The 21,245-nt window shown below is 38.4% G+C and carries 22 protein-coding genes; 7 read left to right on the top strand and 15 right to left on the bottom strand.

The genetic code is table 11. The annotated features are described in order from the left end of the window. Nucleotides 1-597: 597 nt before the first annotated feature. The 3 genes from OW492_RS14270 to OW492_RS14280 form a co-directional block, all read right to left on the bottom strand. Complete coding sequence (locus OW492_RS14270; RefSeq protein ID WP_290040937.1) at nt 598-1,677, bottom strand: polysaccharide lyase family 7 protein; 1,080 nt, start codon at nt 1,675-1,677, stop codon at nt 598-600. 315 nt (nt 1,678-1,992) lie between these two features. After that, nucleotides 1,993-2,280 carry a pyrimidine/purine nucleoside phosphorylase gene (locus tag OW492_RS14275; RefSeq protein WP_113819433.1) on the bottom strand — a complete coding sequence of 96 codons (288 nt, stop codon included), beginning with the start codon at nt 2,278-2,280 and terminating at the stop codon, nt 1,993-1,995. 70 nt (nt 2,281-2,350) lie between these two features. Continuing rightward, nucleotides 2,351-4,261 (bottom strand): ABC transporter ATP-binding protein, encoded by a 1,911-nt coding sequence (locus OW492_RS14280; RefSeq protein ID WP_290040939.1) that lies wholly within the window; start codon nt 4,259-4,261, stop codon nt 2,351-2,353. 184 nt (nt 4,262-4,445) lie between these two features. On the opposite strand from OW492_RS14280, the gene OW492_RS14285 reads away from it, so the two are divergent. Continuing rightward, nucleotides 4,446-4,670 carry a YheV family putative zinc ribbon protein gene (locus OW492_RS14285; RefSeq protein ID WP_290040941.1) on the top strand — a complete coding sequence of 75 codons (225 nt, stop codon included), beginning with the start codon at nt 4,446-4,448 and terminating at the stop codon, nt 4,668-4,670. A 12-nt stretch (nt 4,671-4,682) separates the two neighbouring features. Next, a complete protein-coding gene (locus OW492_RS14290) occupies nt 4,683-5,195 on the top strand; it encodes a peptidylprolyl isomerase (protein WP_290040943.1) in 513 nt (170 codons plus the stop codon). A gap of 92 nt (nt 5,196-5,287) precedes the next feature. On the opposite strand, the gene OW492_RS14295 is transcribed toward OW492_RS14290, so the two are convergent. The 3 genes from OW492_RS14295 to bioH form a co-directional block, all read right to left on the bottom strand. After that, nucleotides 5,288-5,704 carry a hypothetical protein gene (locus OW492_RS14295; RefSeq protein ID WP_290040945.1) on the bottom strand — a complete coding sequence of 139 codons (417 nt, stop codon included), beginning with the start codon at nt 5,702-5,704 and terminating at the stop codon, nt 5,288-5,290. 11 nt (nt 5,705-5,715) lie between these two features. Continuing rightward, nucleotides 5,716-5,991, bottom strand: a complete 276-nt coding sequence (locus tag OW492_RS14300; protein ID WP_290040947.1) for a hypothetical protein — start codon at nt 5,989-5,991, stop codon at nt 5,716-5,718. 69 nt (nt 5,992-6,060) lie between these two features. Next, on the bottom strand, nt 6,061-6,861 hold the full coding sequence (bioH, locus tag OW492_RS14305) for a pimeloyl-ACP methyl ester esterase BioH (protein WP_290040949.1): 801 nt from the start codon (nt 6,859-6,861) through the stop codon (nt 6,061-6,063). Between the two features lie 30 nt (nt 6,862-6,891). Between bioH and OW492_RS14310 the strand changes: the two genes are divergently transcribed. Both OW492_RS14310 and nfuA read left to right on the top strand, forming a co-directional pair. Continuing rightward, on the top strand, nt 6,892-7,647 hold the full coding sequence (locus tag OW492_RS14310; RefSeq protein WP_290040950.1) for a phosphoribosyltransferase family protein: 756 nt from the start codon (nt 6,892-6,894) through the stop codon (nt 7,645-7,647). A gap of 147 nt (nt 7,648-7,794) precedes the next feature. Next, complete coding sequence (gene nfuA / locus OW492_RS14315) at nt 7,795-8,376, top strand: Fe-S biogenesis protein NfuA (RefSeq protein WP_290040953.1); 582 nt, start codon at nt 7,795-7,797, stop codon at nt 8,374-8,376. Between the two features lie 6 nt (nt 8,377-8,382). On the opposite strand, the gene yjeH is transcribed toward nfuA, so the two are convergent. Further along, nucleotides 8,383-9,654, bottom strand: a complete 1,272-nt coding sequence (gene yjeH, locus OW492_RS14320; RefSeq protein WP_290040955.1) for an L-methionine/branched-chain amino acid transporter — start codon at nt 9,652-9,654, stop codon at nt 8,383-8,385. 407 nt (nt 9,655-10,061) lie between these two features. Between yjeH and OW492_RS14325 the strand changes: the two genes are divergently transcribed. After that, on the top strand, nt 10,062-11,783 hold the full coding sequence (locus OW492_RS14325) for a DEAD/DEAH box helicase (RefSeq protein ID WP_290040957.1): 1,722 nt from the start codon (nt 10,062-10,064) through the stop codon (nt 11,781-11,783). Between the two features lie 133 nt (nt 11,784-11,916). On the opposite strand, the gene glmU is transcribed toward OW492_RS14325, so the two are convergent. From glmU to OW492_RS14345, 4 genes are all read right to left on the bottom strand, one after another. Then, complete coding sequence (gene glmU, locus OW492_RS14330) at nt 11,917-13,278, bottom strand: bifunctional UDP-N-acetylglucosamine diphosphorylase/glucosamine-1-phosphate N-acetyltransferase GlmU (RefSeq protein ID WP_290040959.1); 1,362 nt, start codon at nt 13,276-13,278, stop codon at nt 11,917-11,919. A 216-nt stretch (nt 13,279-13,494) separates the two neighbouring features. Then, nucleotides 13,495-14,223: an amino acid ABC transporter ATP-binding protein gene (locus tag OW492_RS14335; protein WP_290041074.1), complete on the bottom strand. Its 729-nt coding sequence runs from the start codon at nt 14,221-14,223 to the stop codon at nt 13,495-13,497. A gap of 19 nt (nt 14,224-14,242) precedes the next feature. Next, entirely contained in the window at nt 14,243-15,187 is a 945-nt protein-coding gene (locus OW492_RS14340) for an amino acid ABC transporter permease (RefSeq protein ID WP_290040961.1), read from the bottom strand. Nucleotides 15,188-15,320: 133 nt separating this feature from the next. Further along, nucleotides 15,321-16,118, bottom strand: a complete 798-nt coding sequence (locus OW492_RS14345) for a transporter substrate-binding domain-containing protein (protein ID WP_290040962.1) — start codon at nt 16,116-16,118, stop codon at nt 15,321-15,323. Between the two features lie 609 nt (nt 16,119-16,727). On the opposite strand from OW492_RS14345, the gene nadE reads away from it, so the two are divergent. Together nadE and asd are read left to right on the top strand one after the other, a co-directional pair. Next, a complete protein-coding gene (gene nadE, locus OW492_RS14350) occupies nt 16,728-17,558 on the top strand; it encodes an ammonia-dependent NAD(+) synthetase (RefSeq protein ID WP_290040964.1) in 831 nt (276 codons plus the stop codon). Nucleotides 17,559-17,781: 223 nt separating this feature from the next. Continuing rightward, the gene (gene asd / locus OW492_RS14355; RefSeq protein ID WP_290040966.1) at nt 17,782-18,894 is read left to right on the top strand and encodes an aspartate-semialdehyde dehydrogenase; all 1,113 of its coding nucleotides are present in this window, start codon (nt 17,782-17,784) and stop codon (nt 18,892-18,894) included. Between the two features lie 97 nt (nt 18,895-18,991). On the opposite strand, the gene gpsA is transcribed toward asd, so the two are convergent. From gpsA to OW492_RS14375, 4 genes are read right to left on the bottom strand one after another with little or no spacing between them, the layout of a single operon-like run. Continuing rightward, nucleotides 18,992-19,996, bottom strand: coding sequence for an NAD(P)H-dependent glycerol-3-phosphate dehydrogenase (gpsA, locus tag OW492_RS14360; RefSeq protein WP_290040968.1), 1,005 nt, complete (start codon nt 19,994-19,996; stop codon nt 18,992-18,994). Between the two features lie 35 nt (nt 19,997-20,031). After that, entirely contained in the window at nt 20,032-20,493 is a 462-nt protein-coding gene (secB, locus tag OW492_RS14365) for a protein-export chaperone SecB (RefSeq protein ID WP_290040970.1), read from the bottom strand. 40 nt (nt 20,494-20,533) lie between these two features. After that, nucleotides 20,534-20,782, bottom strand: coding sequence for a glutaredoxin 3 (gene grxC / locus OW492_RS14370; RefSeq protein ID WP_290040972.1), 249 nt, complete (start codon nt 20,780-20,782; stop codon nt 20,534-20,536). An 8-nt stretch (nt 20,783-20,790) separates the two neighbouring features. Further along, nucleotides 20,791-21,219, bottom strand: a complete 429-nt coding sequence (locus OW492_RS14375; RefSeq protein ID WP_290040974.1) for a rhodanese-like domain-containing protein — start codon at nt 21,217-21,219, stop codon at nt 20,791-20,793. Between the last annotated feature and the right edge of the window lie 26 nt (nt 21,220-21,245).

Here is a 21,245-nt window from a genome sequence, read left to right on the forward strand (position 1 = left end):
TGTTATTCTGAATTAATGAATTAATTCGTGTGTCACTTCTATTGATGTTGCCTAACAAGTAGGACTTTGATTTTTTTGAAATCACATCAACAATAAGTGCTCACACAGATTGTTTGATTAAATTGTTAAAGAGCGTGCCTTTCGGCTAGGCGGCGTATATTACGCGCCTTTCGAACAATGTCAACGTTAATTTTCAACTTTATTTCGAAGCGAACTTCGAAGCGTTTACTGCGTTTATTTTATTCTCAAACTCGCTGGGTAACTTGCGTTCCGTCCCGTGTCTGTGGGTGCGCATTATAGGGATTAAGATCTCATTGGCAAGCGTTTTATTGTGTTTATTTGCAAAAAAGTGTCTGAGTGTTCAATTAAACAACAAAACGAGTGTATTTCATGCAAAAAACTATAATTTATGCTTCATATGGCGAGATTAATTGAATATTTCTGATCTTAAGATTTTAACTAATTAGTTAATAGAGACTAATAACGCTTGATATATTCATAAATAAGCATGATAAATAATATCTAAACCTATAAAAATATGCCTTTCATACAAATGAAAGGCATTAATAGTTATAAGCCTTAGTTTACTAACCTATTTTATTGGTCCAAAGTTAACTCATAAAAACTAACCTTCGCATAGTCACCGGCATCAATACCATTATTTGTACATTCAGAAGATCCAACATTACATTGGTTATAGTTACCTGCTTTAAAGTACATCCAATCATTTGCATAACCTTCGTCATACTCATTACCTCGATAATGTGGTTTTGATAGATCTATTTGCGCTGTTTTAACTTGTTCATTTGCTTCGCCGATGTTTTTGACAAATGTTAAATGCATAATGTTATTTTCTACATTCACATTATATGAAAAGACTTCACCTAGTTTGATTCCATCTGTTGGATCTGCTGATCCATTACGTAAGTCATAAGCTCCAAATACATTGTGATAGATATCTTTGCGTTTAGAGTAGTTATCTCCGGTTGCATTTATTTCATAACGCCAATACAGAGAACCGTATTGATGATTTGGTAGTTTACGATACACAATTTTTAATGGTTCGTTTTTTGAACCATGAATTTGACCTATTACCGTAGAGAAAGCCCCATTCTTTTCGGCATTACCACTGGTACTCACCCAATCTACTGATAAAGTTGCAGATAACTCACCGCCAATTGAGCCATAAGACGCGGCCTCTGGGTTAGCAGCTATTGCAAAATTGTTTTTTGGATCTTTATATGATTTGGCTAACATCGCACGTAATTCACTTCGAGCATTTTTACTGTTAGGTGTTGTCATCGCTTTATTAGGAGTAGCAAAAACCATGGCACCTGTTGTTGCGTCTGTATAAAACCAATCTGGATGTATATATGGATTAGTGGTACTGCCCAATACTTGTGCAGAAATTTCCATTACTTTACCTGCACGGTTAGGCTTATCATCTTCCATTGGAATATTAATTTTCCATTTAGTCAGATCAAAGTTTTGAGATGGTGTTTTGTTAGGATCTAATTGAGCGATTAATGTCGCTGTATGTGCTGTCGCTGGTAAAGGTGTCGTTGCATTCGCAACTTTTCCTATTTCATAAGTCACTTGGTTATTTGACGTTGGTTCTGTATTTGTACAGCCCACCAGCAAAGTGGCAATAATCGCACTTAAATATACTTTTTTCATTAGAGTACCTGCTTATCTATATTGATAATATTCATGGATAATATCAATCATAATAAGTCTCTGATTACAGGCTTAATATGATTGGTAAATAATTAACAGGGCCAATTTATAATAATATTGTATTATTAATTGTGATCTTCTTGGAAGATATGCGAGACAAGTTGCTAAGCATATAAGTATGAAGTGATTTTTGTTAACTAAGTAGCATTTGCGTCAAACAGGGAAAAACTATCTATTAGTTTAATATTTTTAACAGGCATTAAAAAAGGAGCCTAAGCTCCCTAATGTATTATTGCTCGTTTACCTTAGTAAACTTTATGCCTTGTATAAACAAAGGTAAGCAGTTTGTACAACGACTTTAACGTCAAAGCTTGAATTTGCTTCTACTTCAAATGTTTCACCAGCTTTATAAGTTTTCCATTCAGTTGTATCGACAAGGCGGACTGTGAGGCTACCACTAACTACTGTCATGTATTCATAAGCACTAGTACCGAATGTGTACTCACCAACTTCCATTACACCTACTGTTGCAGGTAATGTTTCACTTTGGAATGCGATTGATTTAACGTTACCATCGAAATATTCATTTGCTTCAAAACTCATTTTAATCCCTTCTTATTTCATTTATTGGTGAATCATTGCGCACAGAGTATGGCGAAGCTACACCTAAAACTCAACCCTCGAATTCAGATTGCAGGGTTTCAATCTGCTCCTGCACATCCATCCAGAGCATTTCATTTTCTTCTAAAAGGTCTTTTACTTCGCCTTGTTCTTTTAATAAGTCAGTCAGCTTTTTTTTGTTTTCTTGCTCATATAGCTCACTTTCACTCAGCTGTTGTTCAATCTCAGTTAAACGTGCTGAAGCACTGTCCATGGCTTTTTCTGCTGTGTTTAATTGTTTTTTGAAAGGCGTTAGTTTTTTACGAAATTCAGCTTCTAATCTTTTTTGATCTTTTCGGTTAGCACTCACTGACACTGCTTTGTCAGCACTTTGCTCTGCTTGCTTTTCTATGCGTTGCTGGTCAGATAACCATTGATGATAATCATCTAGGTCACCAGAAAACGGTTGCACTTTTTTGTCATGTACTAAGTAAAGGTCATCAATAGTAGTACGTAACAAATGGCGATCATGCGATACAACAACCATTGCTCCTTCAAATGCTTGTAATGCAACGGTTAAAGCGTGGCGCATTTCTAAATCTAAGTGGTTAGTTGGCTCATCGAGTAAAAGTAAGTTAGGTTTTTGCCATACTAACAATGCTAAGACTAAACGTGCTTTTTCCCCACCAGAAAATGGGGCAACAAGATCAAAAGCTTTATCGCCTTGAAAACCAAAGCTACCTAAAAAGTTACGCAGAGGTAACTCTTTTTCATCAGGCGCTAAACGTGCTAAATGTTGCATTGGACTTTCATCTAGATGTAAAAACTCTAATTGATGCTGAGCAAAGTAACCAACCTTTGCATTAGTGTTGATCTCTAATTTCCCTGATTTAGGCTTCATTTGATTAGAAAGCAATTTAATCAAAGTCGATTTACCAGCCCCATTACGTCCAAGTAAACCAATACGGCTACCAGGTACCAAGTTGAGCTCGATTTTATCTAAGATCAACAAATCATCATAACCAGCACTAACTTGGTCTAGCGTTAATAAGGGCATAGGTAATGCTTCAGGTTCCCTAAATGAAAAGCTAAATTGGTTATCTACATGTGCAGGTAAGATCTGCTCCATCTTTTCAAGTGCTTTAATACGACTTTGCGCTTGTTTTGCTTTATTAGCTTTATAACGGAACCGATCAATATAGCTCTGCATATGATCCATTTGCGCCTGTTGCTTTTCATAGGAAGATTGTTGCTGTACTAGTTTTTCAGCACGTTGGCGTTCAAAGCTAGTGTAGTTACCTGTGTATTCGAATAATTTATTTTGTTCAATATGGATAATCTTATCAACAATGCTATCGATAAAGTCCCGATCATGGGAGATTAAGATCAAAGTGCCTTGATATTGATGTAACCATTTTTCTAACCAAATGACCGCATCTAAGTCTAAATGGTTGGTAGGTTCATCGAGTAATAATAGGTCTGAAGGGCAAAGTAGTGCTTGTGCTAAGTTAAGACGCATACGCCATCCGCCCGAAAAATCGCTAACAGGGCGGCCTTGAGCTTGCTCGCTAAATCCTAGACCAGCTAATAATTCTGCAGCGCGAGATTCAATAGTATAACCACCCGCATTATCTAATAGAATATGCATTTCTGCTATTTTTGTACCGTCATCAACTTCTTCAGCTTGCTTTAATTTAGCCTGTAACGCACGAAACTCATGGTCTCCGTCAATGACATATTGCAATGCATTCATATCTAACGCAGGTGTTTCCTGTGCAACACTTGCTAAACGCCAATGATGTGGAATCGTCAGCTCGCCTGCATCAACTTGATGCTGTTGCTTAAGTAATGTAAAAAAACTAGATTTCCCACAACCGTTGGCCCCTACTAAACCGACTTTCTGTTTTGGGTTAATTGTTGCACTGGCATTTTCCAGTAGAGGTTTTCCGCCGCGGATAAATTCGATATTAGATGCAACAATCATAAATTCAGAGTCTCAATGTCAATCAGATAAAGTTAGAGCAAGATGATAACGAAATTTGTAATGTTCAGCCATAACTACTAGCCTTTACTTGATAATGCGTTGCTTCAAGTTATTTTAGCAAGCTTTGCATCTGCAACTATCATCAGTATATGATGTCGTACTTTTTGTTAATTGTGATTGAACTATGTCAGTATCTAAAAATAGAAAACGCTTCATCGCCGGAGCGGAATGCCCACAATGTAAGACGATTGATAGTATTGCGTTGACATTAGAAAACGCAGTTGAGACATTAACGTGTGTTAGCTGTGGATACACACAAACGCAAACGCCTAACCAGGCTAAATCAGCAACACGTCAATTTGAACAAATAATTGGTGTTTTTGATCCATCTGAACCCGATAAAGAATAAAGAGAGAAAATAATGAAGATTGAAAAGAACTCAGTAGTTGCCATCCACTTTGGAGTAGCTGAAGTTGACGGTAATGCACTAGATAGCACTGAAAACGGAAGTCCTCTTGAGTTTATTCAAGGTGCACAATACTTAGTACCAGGCTTAGAAAAAGAGCTAGAAGGCAAAGAAGCCGGCTATAAGTTTGACGTAAAACTTGAAGCAGAAGATGCTTACGGTCCTTTCCAAGAAGCATTAGTACAAGAAGTACCACGCTCTTTATTTGAAGGTGTTGATGAAATTGAAGTAGGCATGTCATTCCAAGCTGAAACAGATCAAGGCCCACGTACAGTTGAAGTAACAGCAGTTACTGAAGAAAATGTAAGCATTGATGCAAACCACCCTCTAGCCGGTATGGCACTGCAATTTGTAGGTGAAGTAGTATCAGTTCGTGCAGCAACAGCTGAAGAATTATCTCACGGACATGTTCACAGCCCTAAACCAGAAAGTGATTGTTGTAGCAGCGGTAGTTGTCAAACTCACTAAGCAAATAACACTTATCTGAGTTGATTGAGCGCCATAGTAATATAATTACTATGGCGCTTTTTTATAGAGTGCTATATCTCTTCTAATAACAACTAAACGTTGTAACTCACTGATGGTTGTGGATAAGGCGACACAGCATTTTTATATTTAGCCTGTATAACCGAAATAACCTCATTAAAGTCAGAAATTCCTTTTAATTCAATATCTAATGCTTCGAGCTCATGAGGAGAAAGCTTTAATTTTGCGGCAAAGAAAAAGTTACGTCGTTGTTGGGAGTGTGTTGATTGCTCTTGCTGCCGAGAACTACCCTGCTTATTATCCTGAATAATCTCTCGAGATTGGTACGCTGTTTCTTCCCGCTCTTGTTCTCCACGTATTTTTGCATAAGCGTGAGCTTGTTCTGTTTTAGGAATTGCTGTTTGTAGAAGATTTTCGCGATGCAGACCTTCTGCAGCCTGAGGAAAAGGAGTTGCTATAACAGGAGGAAGCTGAACATTTACATTAACCATAATGGTTAGCGTTAAACAGACACATCAATGAGTGAGCCAACCATGTCGTCTGCCGTAGTGATCACTTTAGCAGCTGATTGAGCTTGAATTTCCGCTAGCTTCATATTCACTAATTCAGTAGTTACCGGACCCGAAACATAACTATGCGCACTTGCCCCTTCTGGGTTTTGCGAAGTACTTTGATGGCTTGTTGTTTGCTTAGCAATACGATCACTGGATTCAGTTATTTGCAGCGACGCTTTATTTAAGCTATTCACACCTGAAGAAAATGCTGAATTTATTTCCATAGAGACCTCCCACTAAAATATACAATTACCAACCATTATGGTTAATTTTTAAGCAAAAATAAAGTTTATTCACTGTTTTTGAGAGCCAATGAACGATATTAAGACCTGATGAAATAAGATAGGTTCACTAATGAATGGCGCATGTGAAGATTGTTGAAAAATAACCTGTTGATTAATCGACGATAACTCGGCTAATTTTTCTTTATTAACCACAGACACTAAATTATCTTGCTCACCTAAAATGGTTAACGAAGGCATAGTCAATTGACTGAATTCCTGTCTCAGGTCCACTTCATCGAGCAGCACTAATCCACCTAATAAAGCAGATGGCTTAGCTCCTATTTGCTCTGACATTAACTGTTTTATCGTTGCGATATCAGTTTTCACAGTATTACTGCCCATAGCGAGCGTAGACAAAAATCGATTTACTGTTTTTTGCGGCTGCTTCGTCACTCCAAGTTTAAAGGCACTAAACACCGACTTTTCAACCCCTTGCCATTGCCCTTCTTCAACAAACTTAAGTGCAGAACAAACCTGAATTAACTTTTCAACGCGCGCTGGATAATGATATGCGATATGAGTAGCAATTAATCCACCTAAAGACCAACCGCACCAAACAGCTTTTTCTGGTAAGTAAGCCAACAAGGTTTCGGCAATATTTTCTAAGGTATAAGCCTCTAACTCTGGCTCGCCAGCAAATCCTGGCAGGTTAACTAAATGCACACAATAATGCTCACTTAATTGCTTAACAACAGGCTCCCAAATAGTACTGTTCACACCCCATCCATGAATCAATACTAAATCTTTACCTGTGCCAAAAGTTTGATAAGCAAAGGGGCCATTCTGTTTCATCTTCTGTTCTATACTCACTCTTACCTCGTTAATTTATAGGTACTTACTATGCTATATTTCCTAACTCGACTTATCAGCGAAAGCCAAGCTTTATTCTCCGCTTGTTTACCCAGTCATTGCCTTATGTGTGGTTTACACAGTGCAGACCAGTTGATTTGTCAGCATTGTAATCAAGCAATATTAACAGAGAGACCTTGTTGTTTACATTGTGGTTATGGTTTGGCACAAACACAAAATGTTTGCGGGGAATGTTTGAAGCACCCCTTTAAATTTAACCGGTTAGTTGCCGTTTCAGGTTATCAAGCGCCTTTTCCAGCGTTAATAAAGAAGCTCAAATACCAGCATCAACTAATATATGGAGATTTATTAGGACTACTATTGGCCAATATAGTTAAACAGAGTTACAGCGAAGACCAACAAAAACAGATTGATTATATACTGCCCGTACCGCTGCATCCTAAAAAGCATCGAATTCGTGGTTTTAACCAAGCTCATTTAATCGCAGATGCACTTTTAAAGCAGCTTCCCCTGCGCGCTAAATTAGTAACTCCCATTGACCGTAATAAAGCAACTACAGCGCAAGAGGGCTTAACCCGTAAACAACGTAACCTAAATCTAAGCAACGCCTTTTCAATGGCTGTTCCTACACTTAATTTACAGGGAAAACATGTTGTTTTGATTGATGATGTAGTAACAACTGGGGCAACTATTAATAGTATTTGTGAGTGTTTACTTAGCGCAGGTGTCAAAAAAGTAGACGTGTGGTGTATTAGTAGAACTGAATTGGGTGATCAAGCTAACTAGCTATATGAATAGATTATCTTTGATAAAATAAGCATCATCGGTTCTATCATATACTTATTATTTTTAGCAATTTTACTGTTTTCATTATTATTATAAGGAATTGTCGTTATAATGCCCAAGTAAATTACTCAAGCATAAAGGTTTAACATGATCGAAATTACTCCAGTTGCACAAGCACACTTTGCAAAATTACTAGCGCCGCAAAAAGAAGGCACTAACATCCGAGTGTTTGTTATCAACCCGGGCACACCAAAAGCAGAGTGTGGTGTATCTTACTGCCCACCAGAAGCAGTTGAAGAGAGCGATACACGTTTAAGCTTTGAAGGTTTTGATGCTTTAGTAGATGAAGTAAGCCTACCTTTCTTAGAAGATGCATTTGTTGATCTAGTAGAAGAAGATACTGGTACACAGTTAACGCTAAAAGCGCCAAATGCTAAAATGCGTAAAGTGAAAGACGATGCACCACTTATTGAACGTGTTGAATACGTTATTCAAGTGCAGATCAACCCACAACTTGCTAGTCACGGCGGTTTTATCAAGTTAATCGAAGTGACTGAAGATCAAGTAGCTATCATCGAATTTGGTGGTGGTTGTAATGGTTGCTCACAAGTAGATTTAACATTAAAAGAAGGCATCGAGAAAGAGCTATTAGAAGAGTTCTCTGGCGAGCTAAATGCAGTGCGTGATGTCACAGAACATGCTCAAGGCGATCACTCTTTCTACAAGTAACCCTGATTAGCTAGCATTAATACGGTTATCTGAAGAATAGATAACCGTATAATAAACGCTTAAGGCAGCTACTAAGCACAACGCAAATAACATCTCCTTCCCCAAAGCAATAAACAATATTAAGCACGTCACACTTGCGATCATAGCTAAATACCTTGCTTTACCTGTTAATAACTTCACGCCAGCAATACCTGCAGCTAAATAAATTAAGATAAATAAACCATTAGCATAAGCAATCAAGTTATCCACCGCTAACTGCATTGAATCTGCAACTAGCAACATACTTAAACAAAGAGCGACTGCAAAGCTTAATCCCCAATAAGCAACCTTATGTGAATTAATGCGTTGAAATGAACTGTGGATCTGTTGTTGTATAGCCATGCTCTGCAATAACCGAGAAAAACCTACAAAATATAAACTAATAGAAATAAAGCAGGTGCAAAAGCCCACTAAATTAACTAATAAATAACCTTTGCTCCCTAAGCTTGCCTCAACAAGGTGCACCACAGAGTTTAAGTTCTTCTCTTGATCACCATAAAACCCCATTTTTAAAAGGCTAATACTAATCAAGGCATACACCACTAGAGCAATAGTAATACCGATAAAAATAGTTAATGGGAAATCACGTTCAGGATGCCTAAAATCATCGGCAATATGCGTAATAGCTTCTATTCCTAAAAAGCACCACAAAATAAAAGTTGCCGTTAGTGCGACTTTACTAACACTAAATTCAGCAGTGGGTAAGGGTAAATTTTGTTGTAACTGCACATCTAAAGAGGCGAATAATAACGTACTGACAATTAGTACACTTAATACCGATTGAATAATAGCAGCAGTCTTTAAGCCTAATAAGTTAATTACAAATACTAAACATAAAATACCAATGGCAATCATTAAGCGGTAATCAACTGCATCGCTCAGTAAATGCATTTCAACTAAGGCATTTTGTAAGAAATTTGCCGCTGTAATGGTGATTACTGGCGTGCCTAAAGCAACTACCCAAATAAATAACCAACTCACTAACCGTCCACTTCTTTCTCCAAACGCTTGCTGCACATAATATGCAGTGCCTCCGGCATGGGGATAAAACTTACCAAGCTGCGCAAAGGTAAAGACGATTGGAGCAATTAACACTCCCATAATCGCCCATGCTAATAATGACCAACTACCTGATACTTGTGAGGCAATAGCAGGAATAATAAAAACACCAGACCCCAGTAAAGCTGACACCAACATAGCAACACCTTGCATTACTGATAATTTTTCTGTTTTTGCCATTATTAACTCATCCTAGTTACACATTACATTTTGCGCACCGTTATAACCTAAGTAATAAGAAAGTTAAATAAAATAAAAATCAAAAGATAAAGCACTTAACATTTAAGATCACAAGATAACCTTCGACATTTCTTATGCTTAGCACAATAATTTTGTAAAAAACGTGCTGTTTGTCAAAATAAAGCGAGCATTTAATACACAAATGCAGTAGAATGCGCCTCCCTCGCAAAATGATCCATCTAAAGCGAAGCAAAATATTCAGAGTAACACCTACTCCGCGATTGATTTCGCGAAAAGTTAATGGACCACGTTTAACAATATTAAGTTGTTAGGCTGATGTAGGTATAGGCTGAATTTAACGCACATTCGAGCAATGTGCAGCATTTTATAAACTCAAGAGGCCACTTATGTCAGAGTCAGAAAACCAAGTAGCAGGACCATCTTTCCAAGATTTAAACTTACCAGAGTCAATCGTAAAAGTTGTTACTGAAATGGGTTACGAATCACCATCTCCAATTCAAGCACAAACTATCCCGCACCTATTAAACGGTGAAGACGTATTAGGTCTTGCACAAACGGGTACAGGTAAAACGGCTGCATTCGCATTACCATTATTAGCTAATATTGATGTGTCTAAAAACCATCCACAAGTATTGGTTTTAGCACCAACACGTGAATTAGCAATCCAAGTAGCAGAAGCATTCCAATCGTACTCACGTCATTTACGTGGCTTCCACGTAATGCCTATCTACGGTGGTCAAAGCTACAATATTCAATTCAAACAATTAGCACGTGGACCACAAGTTGTTGTTGGTACACCTGGTCGTATCATGGACCACCTGAAACGTAAGACGCTAGACCTTTCAAACTTGCAAGCATTAGTATTAGATGAAGCAGATGAAATGTTACGTATGGGTTTCATTGATGACGTAGAAACGATCATGAAAGAGATGCCAGAAAAGCGCCAAACTGCTCTTTTCTCAGCAACGATGCCAGATCAAATTAAACGCATTACTAAGCGTTACATGAATAACCCAACAGAAGTTAAGATTAAAGCTAAAACATCAACGGTTTCAAACATTGAACAAAAATGTTGGATCGTACGTGGTGTAAACAAGCTAGATGCATTAACACGTATGTTAGAAACTGAAGAGTTTGATGGTGTAATCATCTTTGCTCGTACTAAAACAGCAACAGTTGAATTGGCAGAACGTTTAGAAGCTCGCGGTTACCGCAGTGCTGCACTAAACGGTGATATGAACCAACAAACACGTGAACGTGCAATTGCCCGCCTTAAATCAGGTAGCCTAGACATTCTAGTAGCGACTGATGTTGCGGCTCGTGGTCTTGATGTTGAGCGTATCAGCCTAGTAGTAAACTACGATATCCCGACTGATACTGAATCTTACGTTCACCGTATTGGTCGTACTGGTCGTGCTGGCCGTACTGGTAAAGCTATCTTATTTGCTGCGCCACGTGAGCGCCGTTTATTGCAAGCAATTGAACGTGCAACTCGCCAACCAATTACTATCATGGACTTACCAACACGTGACGAGGTTACACAAACACGTATTGATAACTTCCAAAAGCAATTGTTCTCTGTATGTGAAAGTGAAGACTTAACATTCTTCCGTACATTGTTCGAACAAATTCAAAATAACACTGAAATCGATGATTTAGATTTAGCTGCTGCATTATTATTAATGGCACAAAAAGAAAAACCATTACAACCAGTAGAAGAAAAATTCGTTGAGCCACGTAGCAATGATCGTGAATTCTCTCGTGGCGATCGCCCTCGTCGTGATCGTAATGATCGTTCTCGTGGTGACCGTCCAGATCGCAACGATCGTTCACGCAACGAAGACAAGCCACGTGGTCGTGGCCGCCCAACTGACGTTGAACTAGAAATGTTCCGTTTAGATGTAGGTCGTGAGCACGGTGTTCAAGTTAAAAACATCGTAGGTGCAATCGCAAATGAAGCCAACATCAACAGCCGTTTCATTGGTGATATCCGTCTAAACAACGATCACTCTACTATTGAATTACCAAAAGGTATGCCAGCTGAAACACTAACGCATTTAAAAAATGTACAAGTGTGTAAACGCCCATTAAACCTTAAAAAATGCTAATTTATTAAGCATTAACAACAAGGAGGCCTAGGCCTCCTTTTTTGTATCTAAAATTCGCTGTTCTAACTTTTAGACAATAAAAAGGCCGAATATATAAATAACCGACCTTCTTAAAATTTCAATAAATTAAGGCTTACTTTTTCTTAACCGGACGTTTCCAACCGTTAATGTTTCGTTGCTTAGTACGTGCAACACATAGCGCATTATCAGGTACATCATTTACTACTGTCGTACCCGCTCCAGTAGTCGCACCATTACCGATAGTTACTGGTGCAACGAGTTGGCAATCACTGCCCACAAACACATCATTGCCAATAATGGTTTGATGCTTATTCGCACCATCATAATTACAGGTGATCACACCTGCACCAACATTAACACCACTGCCTACTTGGCTATCGCCAATGTAGCTTAGATGCCCACACTTAGTGCCTTCACCTAATGACGATTTTTTCACTTCAACAAAGTTACCAATATGTACTTCGTTGGCAATCACCGTATCAGGACGGATCCGCGCAAATGGCCCAATAGACGCATGCTCACCAATGTTTGCACCTTCAATGATAGAGTTTGCTTTAATCTCGGTATGATCAGCAATCGAACAATTAGTTAAAATACAACCAGCACCAATTTTGACGCCATAACCTAAGCTTACTTTACCTTCAATAATAACGTTGATATCAATATCGACGTCTTGACCACAGGTTAACTCTCCACGTAAATCAAAACGACTTGGGTCACGTAACATCACACCACTCAGCAATAATTGATTAGCTTTGTCAGCTTGATATGCACGTTCTAAGTTAGCCAGTTGCAGGCGATTATTCACACCTTCTACCTCAAATGCATTTTCAGGTTGAACGGTTTCAATAGATAACCCTTCTTGATAAGCCATCTGAATAATATCCGTTAAATAAAACTCACCCGCCGCATTGTCATTTGATAAGGCAGGTAACCAGCGATTCAGAGCATCTGCATCTGCAACTAAAATACCAGTGTTAACTTCATTAATCGCTAATTGCTCAGGGTTAGCATCTTTTTGCTCAACAATACCAACAACTTGACCATTATTGCGCTCGATACGACCATAACCAGTTGGGTCATCCATTTTGATAGTTAATAAACCAATACCACCTGTAGGCTGCACCGCGACTAATTTTGCTAGAGTCGTTTCTGATAATAACGGCACATCACCATAAACAATCAGAATTTTCTCACCTGATTGGAAGTGTGGTTGCGCCATTTGCATTGCGTGCCCCGTTCCTAACTGTTCAGTTTGCTCAATCCAATTTAAGCGTGCATCTTGGATATTTTGTTTCATGATGTCGCCACCATGCCCATATATTAGGTGAATATTATCTGCGCCAATTCCTTTTACCGTATCAATAACATGTTGCACCATCGGCTTGTCAGCAATTTTATGAAGTACTTTAGGTAGGAGAGAACACATGCGAGTGCCTTTGCCAGCAGCAAGAATAACAACACTTAACGACATAATAGAAACCTTAATATCAGAATAATAAAAAAGTTTATTTTAACGGAGTTTTAGATAAGAACGTATAAGAAATGTAAAAGAGTAAAAAATAACCTGAAGTTCATTTGTTATTTTGTGCACTACATGGCTTTAAAAAGCTTCAAATAACAAAATCGCTCTATCACACACAGCAACAAGAGTAAAAGATAGAGCAGATAACGCAGAATGACTTATCACTTATAATATATTTGATAAGAATTTTTGTAATCGAGGATGATTAGCTACTGTACCAAAAATATTCTCAGGAATATCGTCAACCAAAAGTACCCCATCTTCCATAAATAACACCCGATCAGCAACTTCATTAGCAAAACCCATTTCATGTGTTACGACAATCATAGTCATTCCCTCAGCGGCTAATGACTTCATGACATCTAACACTTCCCCGACCATTTCAGGATCAAGCGCTGACGTTGGTTCATCAAATAACATCATGTCCGGCTTCATTGCTAATGCTCTAGCAATCGCAACACGTTGTTGTTGACCGCCCGATAGCTGCGCAGGATAGACGTCCATTTTTTCAGCTAATCCAACACGTTTTAATAAAGTTTGTGCTTCAGCATCTACTTCACTTTTAGGCAATTTAGACACCTTAAGTGGCGCTAGCATGACATTTTCTTTTACCGTCAGATGTGGAAAAAGATTAAAAGATTGGAATACCATACCGACATTTTCACGCAGCTTATTAATGTTGGTACGCTCATCGTACATATTTACACCATCTACAATGATATCGCCATCGGTAATGGTTTCTAGTTGGTTTAAGGTTCTTAGGAATGTTGATTTACCTGACCCAGATGGCCCGATAATCACCACCACTTCTCCACGTTTAATATTAGTGGTCACCTTTTTTAAAGCATGACAATTATTTGGATAAATTTTGTCGACATTAGCGGTAACCACCATGTCATTACCTTTATATGCATTAACCATTATTTGCTAACCTCTTTTCAATACGTTGTATAGCCCAAGATAAAGTTGATGTTAACAATAGATATAAAGCCGCTACCGTAAACCACACTTCAAAAGTAGCAAAACTACCGCTGACGACTTCACGCCCAGCTTTCGTTAAATCGGTAATGGAAATCACCGACACTAATGAAGAATCTTTAATTAAATTAATCAGTTGGCTAGCCATTGGAGGCAGTGTACGTTTGAAAGCTTGTGGTAATATGACATACATCATGGCCTTCGGATAAGTCATCCCTAACGAGCGCGCGGCTTCCATTTGCCCAGGTGAAATAGATTGAATACCAGAACGTAAAATTTCAGCCACATAAGCACCAGTAAATACTGATAAGGCAACAATCCCGGCAGTAAAGCGCTCTAAATCAAATACTGTACCGAGAAAGAAATAAACAATAAAAATCTGCACTAATAACGGCGTACCGCGAATCACTTCAACGTATAATAGAGATAAATTTTTACTAAAAGGATTATTGGAGATACGCATTAATGCTGCCACTAACCCAATAAACAAAGAGAAAAACAATGAGATAACAGAGATTTCCAGAGTGGTTAACAAACCTTCGATTAACACCCCCATTCTAACGTTTTCTTGACGAGCTAATAGATCGCCTTCAAAAATGATATCCCCATCAGACACTAAAATAGTATCAGCATTATTGATAATTCGATCAGGGGCGCCATTATCATAGGTAATGGTCAAGCTATTGTTATTTATGCTAGCGCTACCATCTCCTTGGGCAATAATATCAACGGGAGAAGTATCAACAATGTAAGGTAATACACGATGCCACTGCCAATTATAATTAATCGTTTGCGATGCTGAATAAATTCCAGCAGCAATACCCAAAATAGTAATAGCAAACAATATATGCCATTTAAGCCTGTGTGGTTGTTCTTTCATAAAGTCACCTGGAAAAAGGGAGGGTAAATCAGCGTTAATCGTGCTGATTTTTATCAACTACTTACTGATAATCTTGTTAACAATGAGACCTACTGTTACCTAACAAGTAAATCTCATTATGCTACAACGACACTTATTTAACTTGGCTTAACCAAGCGTCACTGTTGAACCATTTATCGTAAATACGCTGGTAAGAACCATCACCTTTAGTTTGTTTTAAAAAGTTATTTAAAAAGTTCAGCATGTCAGGATCTCCCTGTTTTACTGCCCAACCTAATGGCTCATAAGTAAACGGTTCAAGAATTGCCGATGTTTTACCTTTAGTTTGTGCTGCATAGATAGAGATGAAAGGCATGTCGTAAACCATTGCATCAGCTTTACCATTTACCACTTCTAAAGCCGCATCTGTTTCTGTTTCAAATGCATTGTATTTTGCATTACGTAGCATCTTTTTAACTGACTCTTCTCCAGAGGTACCTAACTTACTTGCCACAATGTAATCAGCACTATTTAAGTCTTTATAACTTAAGATTTTCCCTTTATGTTTTGGGTTTAATAAAATCGCTTGGCCAACAGTAATATAAGGGTCAGCAAAGTTAACACGCATATTACGTTTAGCAGTGATTGTCATACCCGCCATAATTACATGACACTTATTAGTGAGAAGTGCCGGAATAATACCGTCCCACGCAGTATTAACTGGTACATATTTAACGCCCATTTGCTTAGCCATTAATTTACCTAGGTCTACATCAAAGCCTATGTAGTTACCATTTTTTGCCTTCATTTCAAATGGCATATAACCCGCGTCAAAACAGGCTCTTAATTCTCCAGACTCGCTAATATCATCCAAGGTATTAGCCTGTGCAGTTCCCATAGATAGTGCTAATAAAGATGCAGCAGAAGCAAACGTAAACAATTTATTTTTCATACTTGTAATTCCCTCTAGAGTGTCAATATTGTTCAATAGAATAGGCTTAAGGCCTGTATCGCATTTTGTAATAGGTACTCTTCGATACAGCAACAAGCTTGCCAAAAAAACAAGAGCCCCAAAGAAAGAAATAATCAACTGAATATTGTATTAAAAGGAAATATAATTAGGAAAAAACATCAATAAATAGACATAAATTAGCTTAAATACACAAAGCTTTTCTATATTAAATCGCCCTCTCTTAAAAAACGTTCAAAATATCGAACAATAATGTGGCAGGCGCACTTTAAAGGTGCAGACTTTTTCTTCAATTACATAAGCCACCTATATCTATTCAAGCGTACTTTACTCTTAAAAATAACTACCATCATAAAAACCATCAAGCATGCATTAATTATTGTCAGTCAGAATGATCTTCATTAAACAACAGGGCATATAAACTTATAGCAGTGACCAATTCGATAAATGAACATTACTCCTCATAAGTCGACCTGCTTTGATATGCAATAAAGAAGCAGCTATAAAAATAATTATTACTGTAAAAGACTCCTACTTTTTTGCATAATCATTGAGACCAATGCATTCACCTTCAAACTAATGGGCAACCTCATGAAACAAACAATACTAAAAGAGATGTGTGTTGTAGCAGACATCAATGTAGAAAATGAAATTGAACGTCGCGTTAACTTTATTAAAAGCACCTTAAAAAAAGCCTATTGTAAAACACTGGTACTAGGCATCAGTGGCGGTGTTGATTCAAGTACTGCAGGTCGATTATGCCAACTCGCTATAGACCAACTAAACCAACAAGAAAATACCAGCGATTATCAATTTGTTGCCGTTCGTTTACCTTACGCTGTCCAAAAAGATGAAGATGAAGCACAACTTGCTGTGAGCTTTATTCAACCGACTAGCTGTGTCACAGTCAATGTTCAGTCTGGCGCAGACGGTATTCATGAAACGACAGTAGCCGCATTACAAAATAGCCAAGTAAAACTTACTGATAATGCTAATTTTGACTTTGTTAAGGGCAATGTAAAAGCACGCATGCGCATGATTGCACAATATGAAATAGCAGGGTTAACTAATGGTTTAGTAGTCGGTACAGACCATAGTGCTGAAAATATTACAGGCTTCTACACCAAACATGGTGATGGCGCTTGTGATTTAGCTCCACTATTTGGTTTAAGTAAACGTCAAGTGCGAGCATTAGCAAGGCACTTGGGGGCACCAAGTTTGTTAGTTGAAAAAGCACCAACTGCTGACCTTGAAGAAAACCAACCACAACTTGAAGATGAAGTAGCACTGGGTATGACTTATGATCAAATTGATGATTTCTTAGAAGGTAAAGACGTTGCCCCTGAAATAGAAGAGAAATTAATTGCGATTTACCTTCGTACACAGCATAAACGTCAACCTATCCCAACTATTTACGATTAACTCAGGCACTTTTAGCATAATACGCTAAAAAGACTATTTCCAAGTAACAATGACTTACCTTGATGGTTTAATAAAAATTAAGCAATCAAGGTAATTTTCTTGCTTTTTTTTCCTGCAAACCATCAAATCACTAGCCTTGATAATGCCTCTAATGATAGATTCCCTATTCGATTAATGATTAATCGTTCTATTTGAAACTATTAAATTTAAGGAAATATAGACCATGAAAAAAGTGGGTTTAGTTGGTTGGCGCGGTATGGTTGGATCTGTTCTTATGCAAAGAATGCGTGAAGAGAATGATTTTGCAACGATTGAGCCAGTATTTTTCACCACCTCACAAGTTGGTCTTGCATCTCCTGAAGTTGGTAAACCAACTGACACTTTAAAAGATGCGTCTTCAATTGAAGCGCTGTCTGAAATGGATATTATTATTACCTGTCAAGGTGGTGATTACACTAACTCTGTTTACCCGGCACTACGTGAAAGTGGTTGGGATGGTTACTGGATTGATGCAGCTTCTTCATTACGCATGAAAGATGACAGCATCATCGTATTAGACCCAGTAAACAAAGATGTAATCCAACAAGGTTTAACTGATGGTATTAAAACTTACGTGGGCGGTAACTGTACCGTTTCACTAATGTTATTAGCACTAGGTGGTTTATTTGAAGCAGACCTAATCGACTGGGTTGCACCACAAACTTACCAAGCGGCATCAGGTGCTGGTGCACGTAACATGCGTGAATTAATTAGCCAAATGGGTGCAATTGAAGCATCTGTAGCAGACAAACTTGCTGATCCAGCTTCTGCTATTTTAGAAATTGACCAACAAGTTGCAGACTTTATCCGTAGTGATGCATTACCAACAGAACAATTTGGAGCTCCATTAGCGGGCAGCTTAATCCCATGGATTGACGTGCCTATGCCTTCAGGTCAATCTAAAGAAGAGTGGAAAGCACAAGTTGAAGCGAACAAAATCCTAGGTACTAGCGACAAGCAAACACCTATCGATGGCTTATGTGTGCGTATCGGTGCAATGCGTTGTCATAGCCAAGCAATGACTATCAAATTGAAAAAAGATGTATCGGTTGAAGAGATTGAGAAAATCTTAGCGTCTCACAATGAGTGGGTTAAAGTGATTCCAAATGAACGTGAAGCAACAGTTTCTGAATTATCTCCAGCTAAAGTAACAGGCACATTAAGCATTCCTGTAGGTCGTATCCGCAAACTAGCAATGGGCCCTGAATACATCAGTGCATTTACTGTAGGCGACCAACTACTATGGGGTGCTGCAGAGCCACTTCGTCGTATGCTTAACATCTTACAAGAAGCTTAATCTAGGCTTTCCTACCTAGTTTTATTAAGTAATAAAAAAGGCCTCATTGAGGCCTTTTTTGTATCTGCTGACAGACTCGTCCTGAATAAGCTCGAAATTATTCACCTCGTTTACTACGAGACAGTAAATCCATCGCAGCCACATTCACCGCTTTACCTTGATATAAAACGTAATAAATTTGCTCACAGATGGGCATTTCAATATTTACCCGTTTTGCTAGGTTATATACTTCTTCGGTATTGCGGTAACCTTCAACCACTTGACCAATCTCAACCTGCGCTTCATCAATCCCTTTACCTTGGCCTAGGGCTAAGCCAAAACGACGATTACGTGATTGATTATCGGTACAAGTAAGGACGAGATCACCTAATCCAGCCATTCCCATAAAAGAAGACTCAGAAGCACCTAACGCCACACCTAAACGAGTTAACTCAGCTAAACCACGAGTAATTAAGGCAGTACGTGCATTGGCACCAAAACCCAAACCATCGGCTAAGCCTGCGCCAATCGCAATCACATTTTTAACTGCACCGCCAAGTTGTACCGCAACAAAGTCTTCAGACACATAAGTTCTAAAGTTACTAATATTATGAAATAAATCAGCAATATGTTGAGTAAAATCCCTGTCAGACCCAGCAACAGCAACAGCAGTAGGCAACCCTTTAGCCACTTCCATCGCAAAAGTAGGACCTGAAATAACAGCCAGCGGATAATCATCACCAACGATATCGCGAGCGACCTCTTGCAATAAACGACCTGTCTCAGCTTCTAGTCCTTTGGTTGCCCAAGCGATACGATGCTCAGCTCGAAGCAAGGGTTTAACCTGCGACAATACCAAACCAAATACATGGCTAGGCACTACTAATAAAATAGTGTCTGTTGCAGCAATACATTTTGCTAAATCACTTTCAGGGTGCAGCCTACTAGGAAAGGTAACATTAGGCAGAAACGCCTTATTTTCACGATCAGTCTGTAAACGTTCAATATGCTCACTGTTGTGACCCCAAATTAAAGTGTCATGCCCATTACGAGCCAGTGATAAAGCCAATGCAGTACCATAAGAGCCTGCACCTAATACCGAAATAGTCGCTTTCTCAGCCATTAATTACCTACCTAGAATAGTGTCAGCAGCCTGCATTAAGAATTTAATGTTTCAGCTTCTGCTTGCTTACTTGCCATCGCTTGTTGGAATAAAGCATCAAAGTTAACTGGTGCTAAATTCAACTGTGGGAAAGTACCACGAGTAACCATGCTTGATACTGCTTCACGAGCATATGGGAATAAGATATTTGGACAGAATGCATTTAGACAATGTGCTAATTGAGCACCTTCAAGGTCAGATACAGAGAAAATACCTGCTTGTTGTACTTCACATAAGAACGCAACATCTTCTTCGACTTTTGCAGTCGCAGTCAGTGATAATGTTACTTCGTATACACCTTCTTCTAATTTCTTAGCCTGCGTATCGATATCCATTTTAACTTCTGGTGCCCACTCTTTTTTGAAGATTTCTGGTGAATTTGGACATTCAAATGAGATGTCTTTAACGTAAACACGTTGGATATTGAATTCTACTTGCTTGTCTTCTTGTTCTGGCATGATCTTCCCTTAATCTTTAATTAAATTATATTGTTATTGTTTAAGCTAATAATGCATCAAGCTTATCAGCACGCTCTAATGCATACAGTTCATCACAACCGCCGATTGGATTACCATCAATAATGATTTGTGGCACAGTGGTTCCACCAGTGATTTTAGTCATCTCTGGACGTAAAGAACGGTCAGAAACATCAATCTCTTGATATTCAGCTTGTTTACTATCCAATAATTGCTTTGCACGTTGGCAGTATGGGCAATATGGTGTTGTGTACATTGTAATAGCAGCCATAAGTTCTGTTACCTTTTAGTTGTTGGTAAATTCGCAGCTGTCCAGCCACTCATTCCTGAAAATAGGTTATTTACTTGCTCAAAACCAGCTTTAGCTAGTTTATCGCCGGCACCAGAAGAGCGTGTTCCCGTTGCACATACCACTATAATGGGGGTCTGTTTGTTATTTTCAATAGCAGCAAACTTTCCTTCATTAATTTGTGACACAGTTATGTTTTTAGCATTCACGATATGACCTTTCTTAAACTCGTCTGCATTACGCACGTCAACGACGATTGCGTCTTGCTTGTTGATTAATAAAGTCGCTTGTTGTGGGTTAACATTGTTAATCTTGCTTAATTTATTTTTGACTAAGCTATGAATTAACATAACGGCAATAACTACCCATGCTGCGGATAACATCGGGTTATTACTAATAAAATCAATATACTCTTGCATAAGTTGTTTCTTCTTCTCTGTGGATA

Source organism: Psychromonas sp. 14N.309.X.WAT.B.A12 (genome assembly GCF_030397575.1).
Lineage (GTDB): Bacteria > Pseudomonadota > Gammaproteobacteria > Enterobacterales > Psychromonadaceae > Psychromonas.

Coding starts and splice junctions, on each gene's coding strand:
- OW492_RS14270 (WP_290040937.1), bottom strand. CDS start 1,677: ATGAAAAAAGTATATTTAAGTGCGATTATTGCCACTTTGCTGGTGGGC.
- OW492_RS14275 (WP_113819433.1), bottom strand. CDS start 2,280: ATGAGTTTTGAAGCAAATGAATATTTCGATGGTAACGTTAAATCAATC.
- OW492_RS14280 (WP_290040939.1), bottom strand. CDS start 4,261: ATGATTGTTGCATCTAATATCGAATTTATCCGCGGCGGAAAACCTCTA.
- OW492_RS14285 (WP_290040941.1), top strand. CDS start 4,446: ATGTCAGTATCTAAAAATAGAAAACGCTTCATCGCCGGAGCGGAATGC.
- OW492_RS14290 (WP_290040943.1), top strand. CDS start 4,683: ATGAAGATTGAAAAGAACTCAGTAGTTGCCATCCACTTTGGAGTAGCT.
- OW492_RS14295 (WP_290040945.1), bottom strand. CDS start 5,704: ATGGTTAATGTAAATGTTCAGCTTCCTCCTGTTATAGCAACTCCTTTT.
- OW492_RS14300 (WP_290040947.1), bottom strand. CDS start 5,991: ATGGAAATAAATTCAGCATTTTCTTCAGGTGTGAATAGCTTAAATAAA.
- OW492_RS14310 (WP_290040950.1), top strand. CDS start 6,892: ATGCTATATTTCCTAACTCGACTTATCAGCGAAAGCCAAGCTTTATTC.
- nfuA (WP_290040953.1), top strand. CDS start 7,795: ATGATCGAAATTACTCCAGTTGCACAAGCACACTTTGCAAAATTACTA.
- yjeH (WP_290040955.1), bottom strand. CDS start 9,654: ATGGCAAAAACAGAAAAATTATCAGTAATGCAAGGTGTTGCTATGTTG.
- OW492_RS14325 (WP_290040957.1), top strand. CDS start 10,062: ATGTCAGAGTCAGAAAACCAAGTAGCAGGACCATCTTTCCAAGATTTA.
- glmU (WP_290040959.1), bottom strand. CDS start 13,278: ATGTCGTTAAGTGTTGTTATTCTTGCTGCTGGCAAAGGCACTCGCATG.
- OW492_RS14335 (WP_290041074.1), bottom strand. CDS start 14,223: ATGGTGGTTACCGCTAATGTCGACAAAATTTATCCAAATAATTGTCAT.
- OW492_RS14340 (WP_290040961.1), bottom strand. CDS start 15,187: ATGAAAGAACAACCACACAGGCTTAAATGGCATATATTGTTTGCTATT.
- OW492_RS14345 (WP_290040962.1), bottom strand. CDS start 16,118: ATGAAAAATAAATTGTTTACGTTTGCTTCTGCTGCATCTTTATTAGCA.
- nadE (WP_290040964.1), top strand. CDS start 16,728: ATGAAACAAACAATACTAAAAGAGATGTGTGTTGTAGCAGACATCAAT.
- asd (WP_290040966.1), top strand. CDS start 17,782: ATGAAAAAAGTGGGTTTAGTTGGTTGGCGCGGTATGGTTGGATCTGTT.
- gpsA (WP_290040968.1), bottom strand. CDS start 19,996: ATGGCTGAGAAAGCGACTATTTCGGTATTAGGTGCAGGCTCTTATGGT.
- secB (WP_290040970.1), bottom strand. CDS start 20,493: ATGCCAGAACAAGAAGACAAGCAAGTAGAATTCAATATCCAACGTGTT.
- grxC (WP_290040972.1), bottom strand. CDS start 20,782: ATGGCTGCTATTACAATGTACACAACACCATATTGCCCATACTGCCAA.
- OW492_RS14375 (WP_290040974.1), bottom strand. CDS start 21,219: ATGCAAGAGTATATTGATTTTATTAGTAATAACCCGATGTTATCCGCA.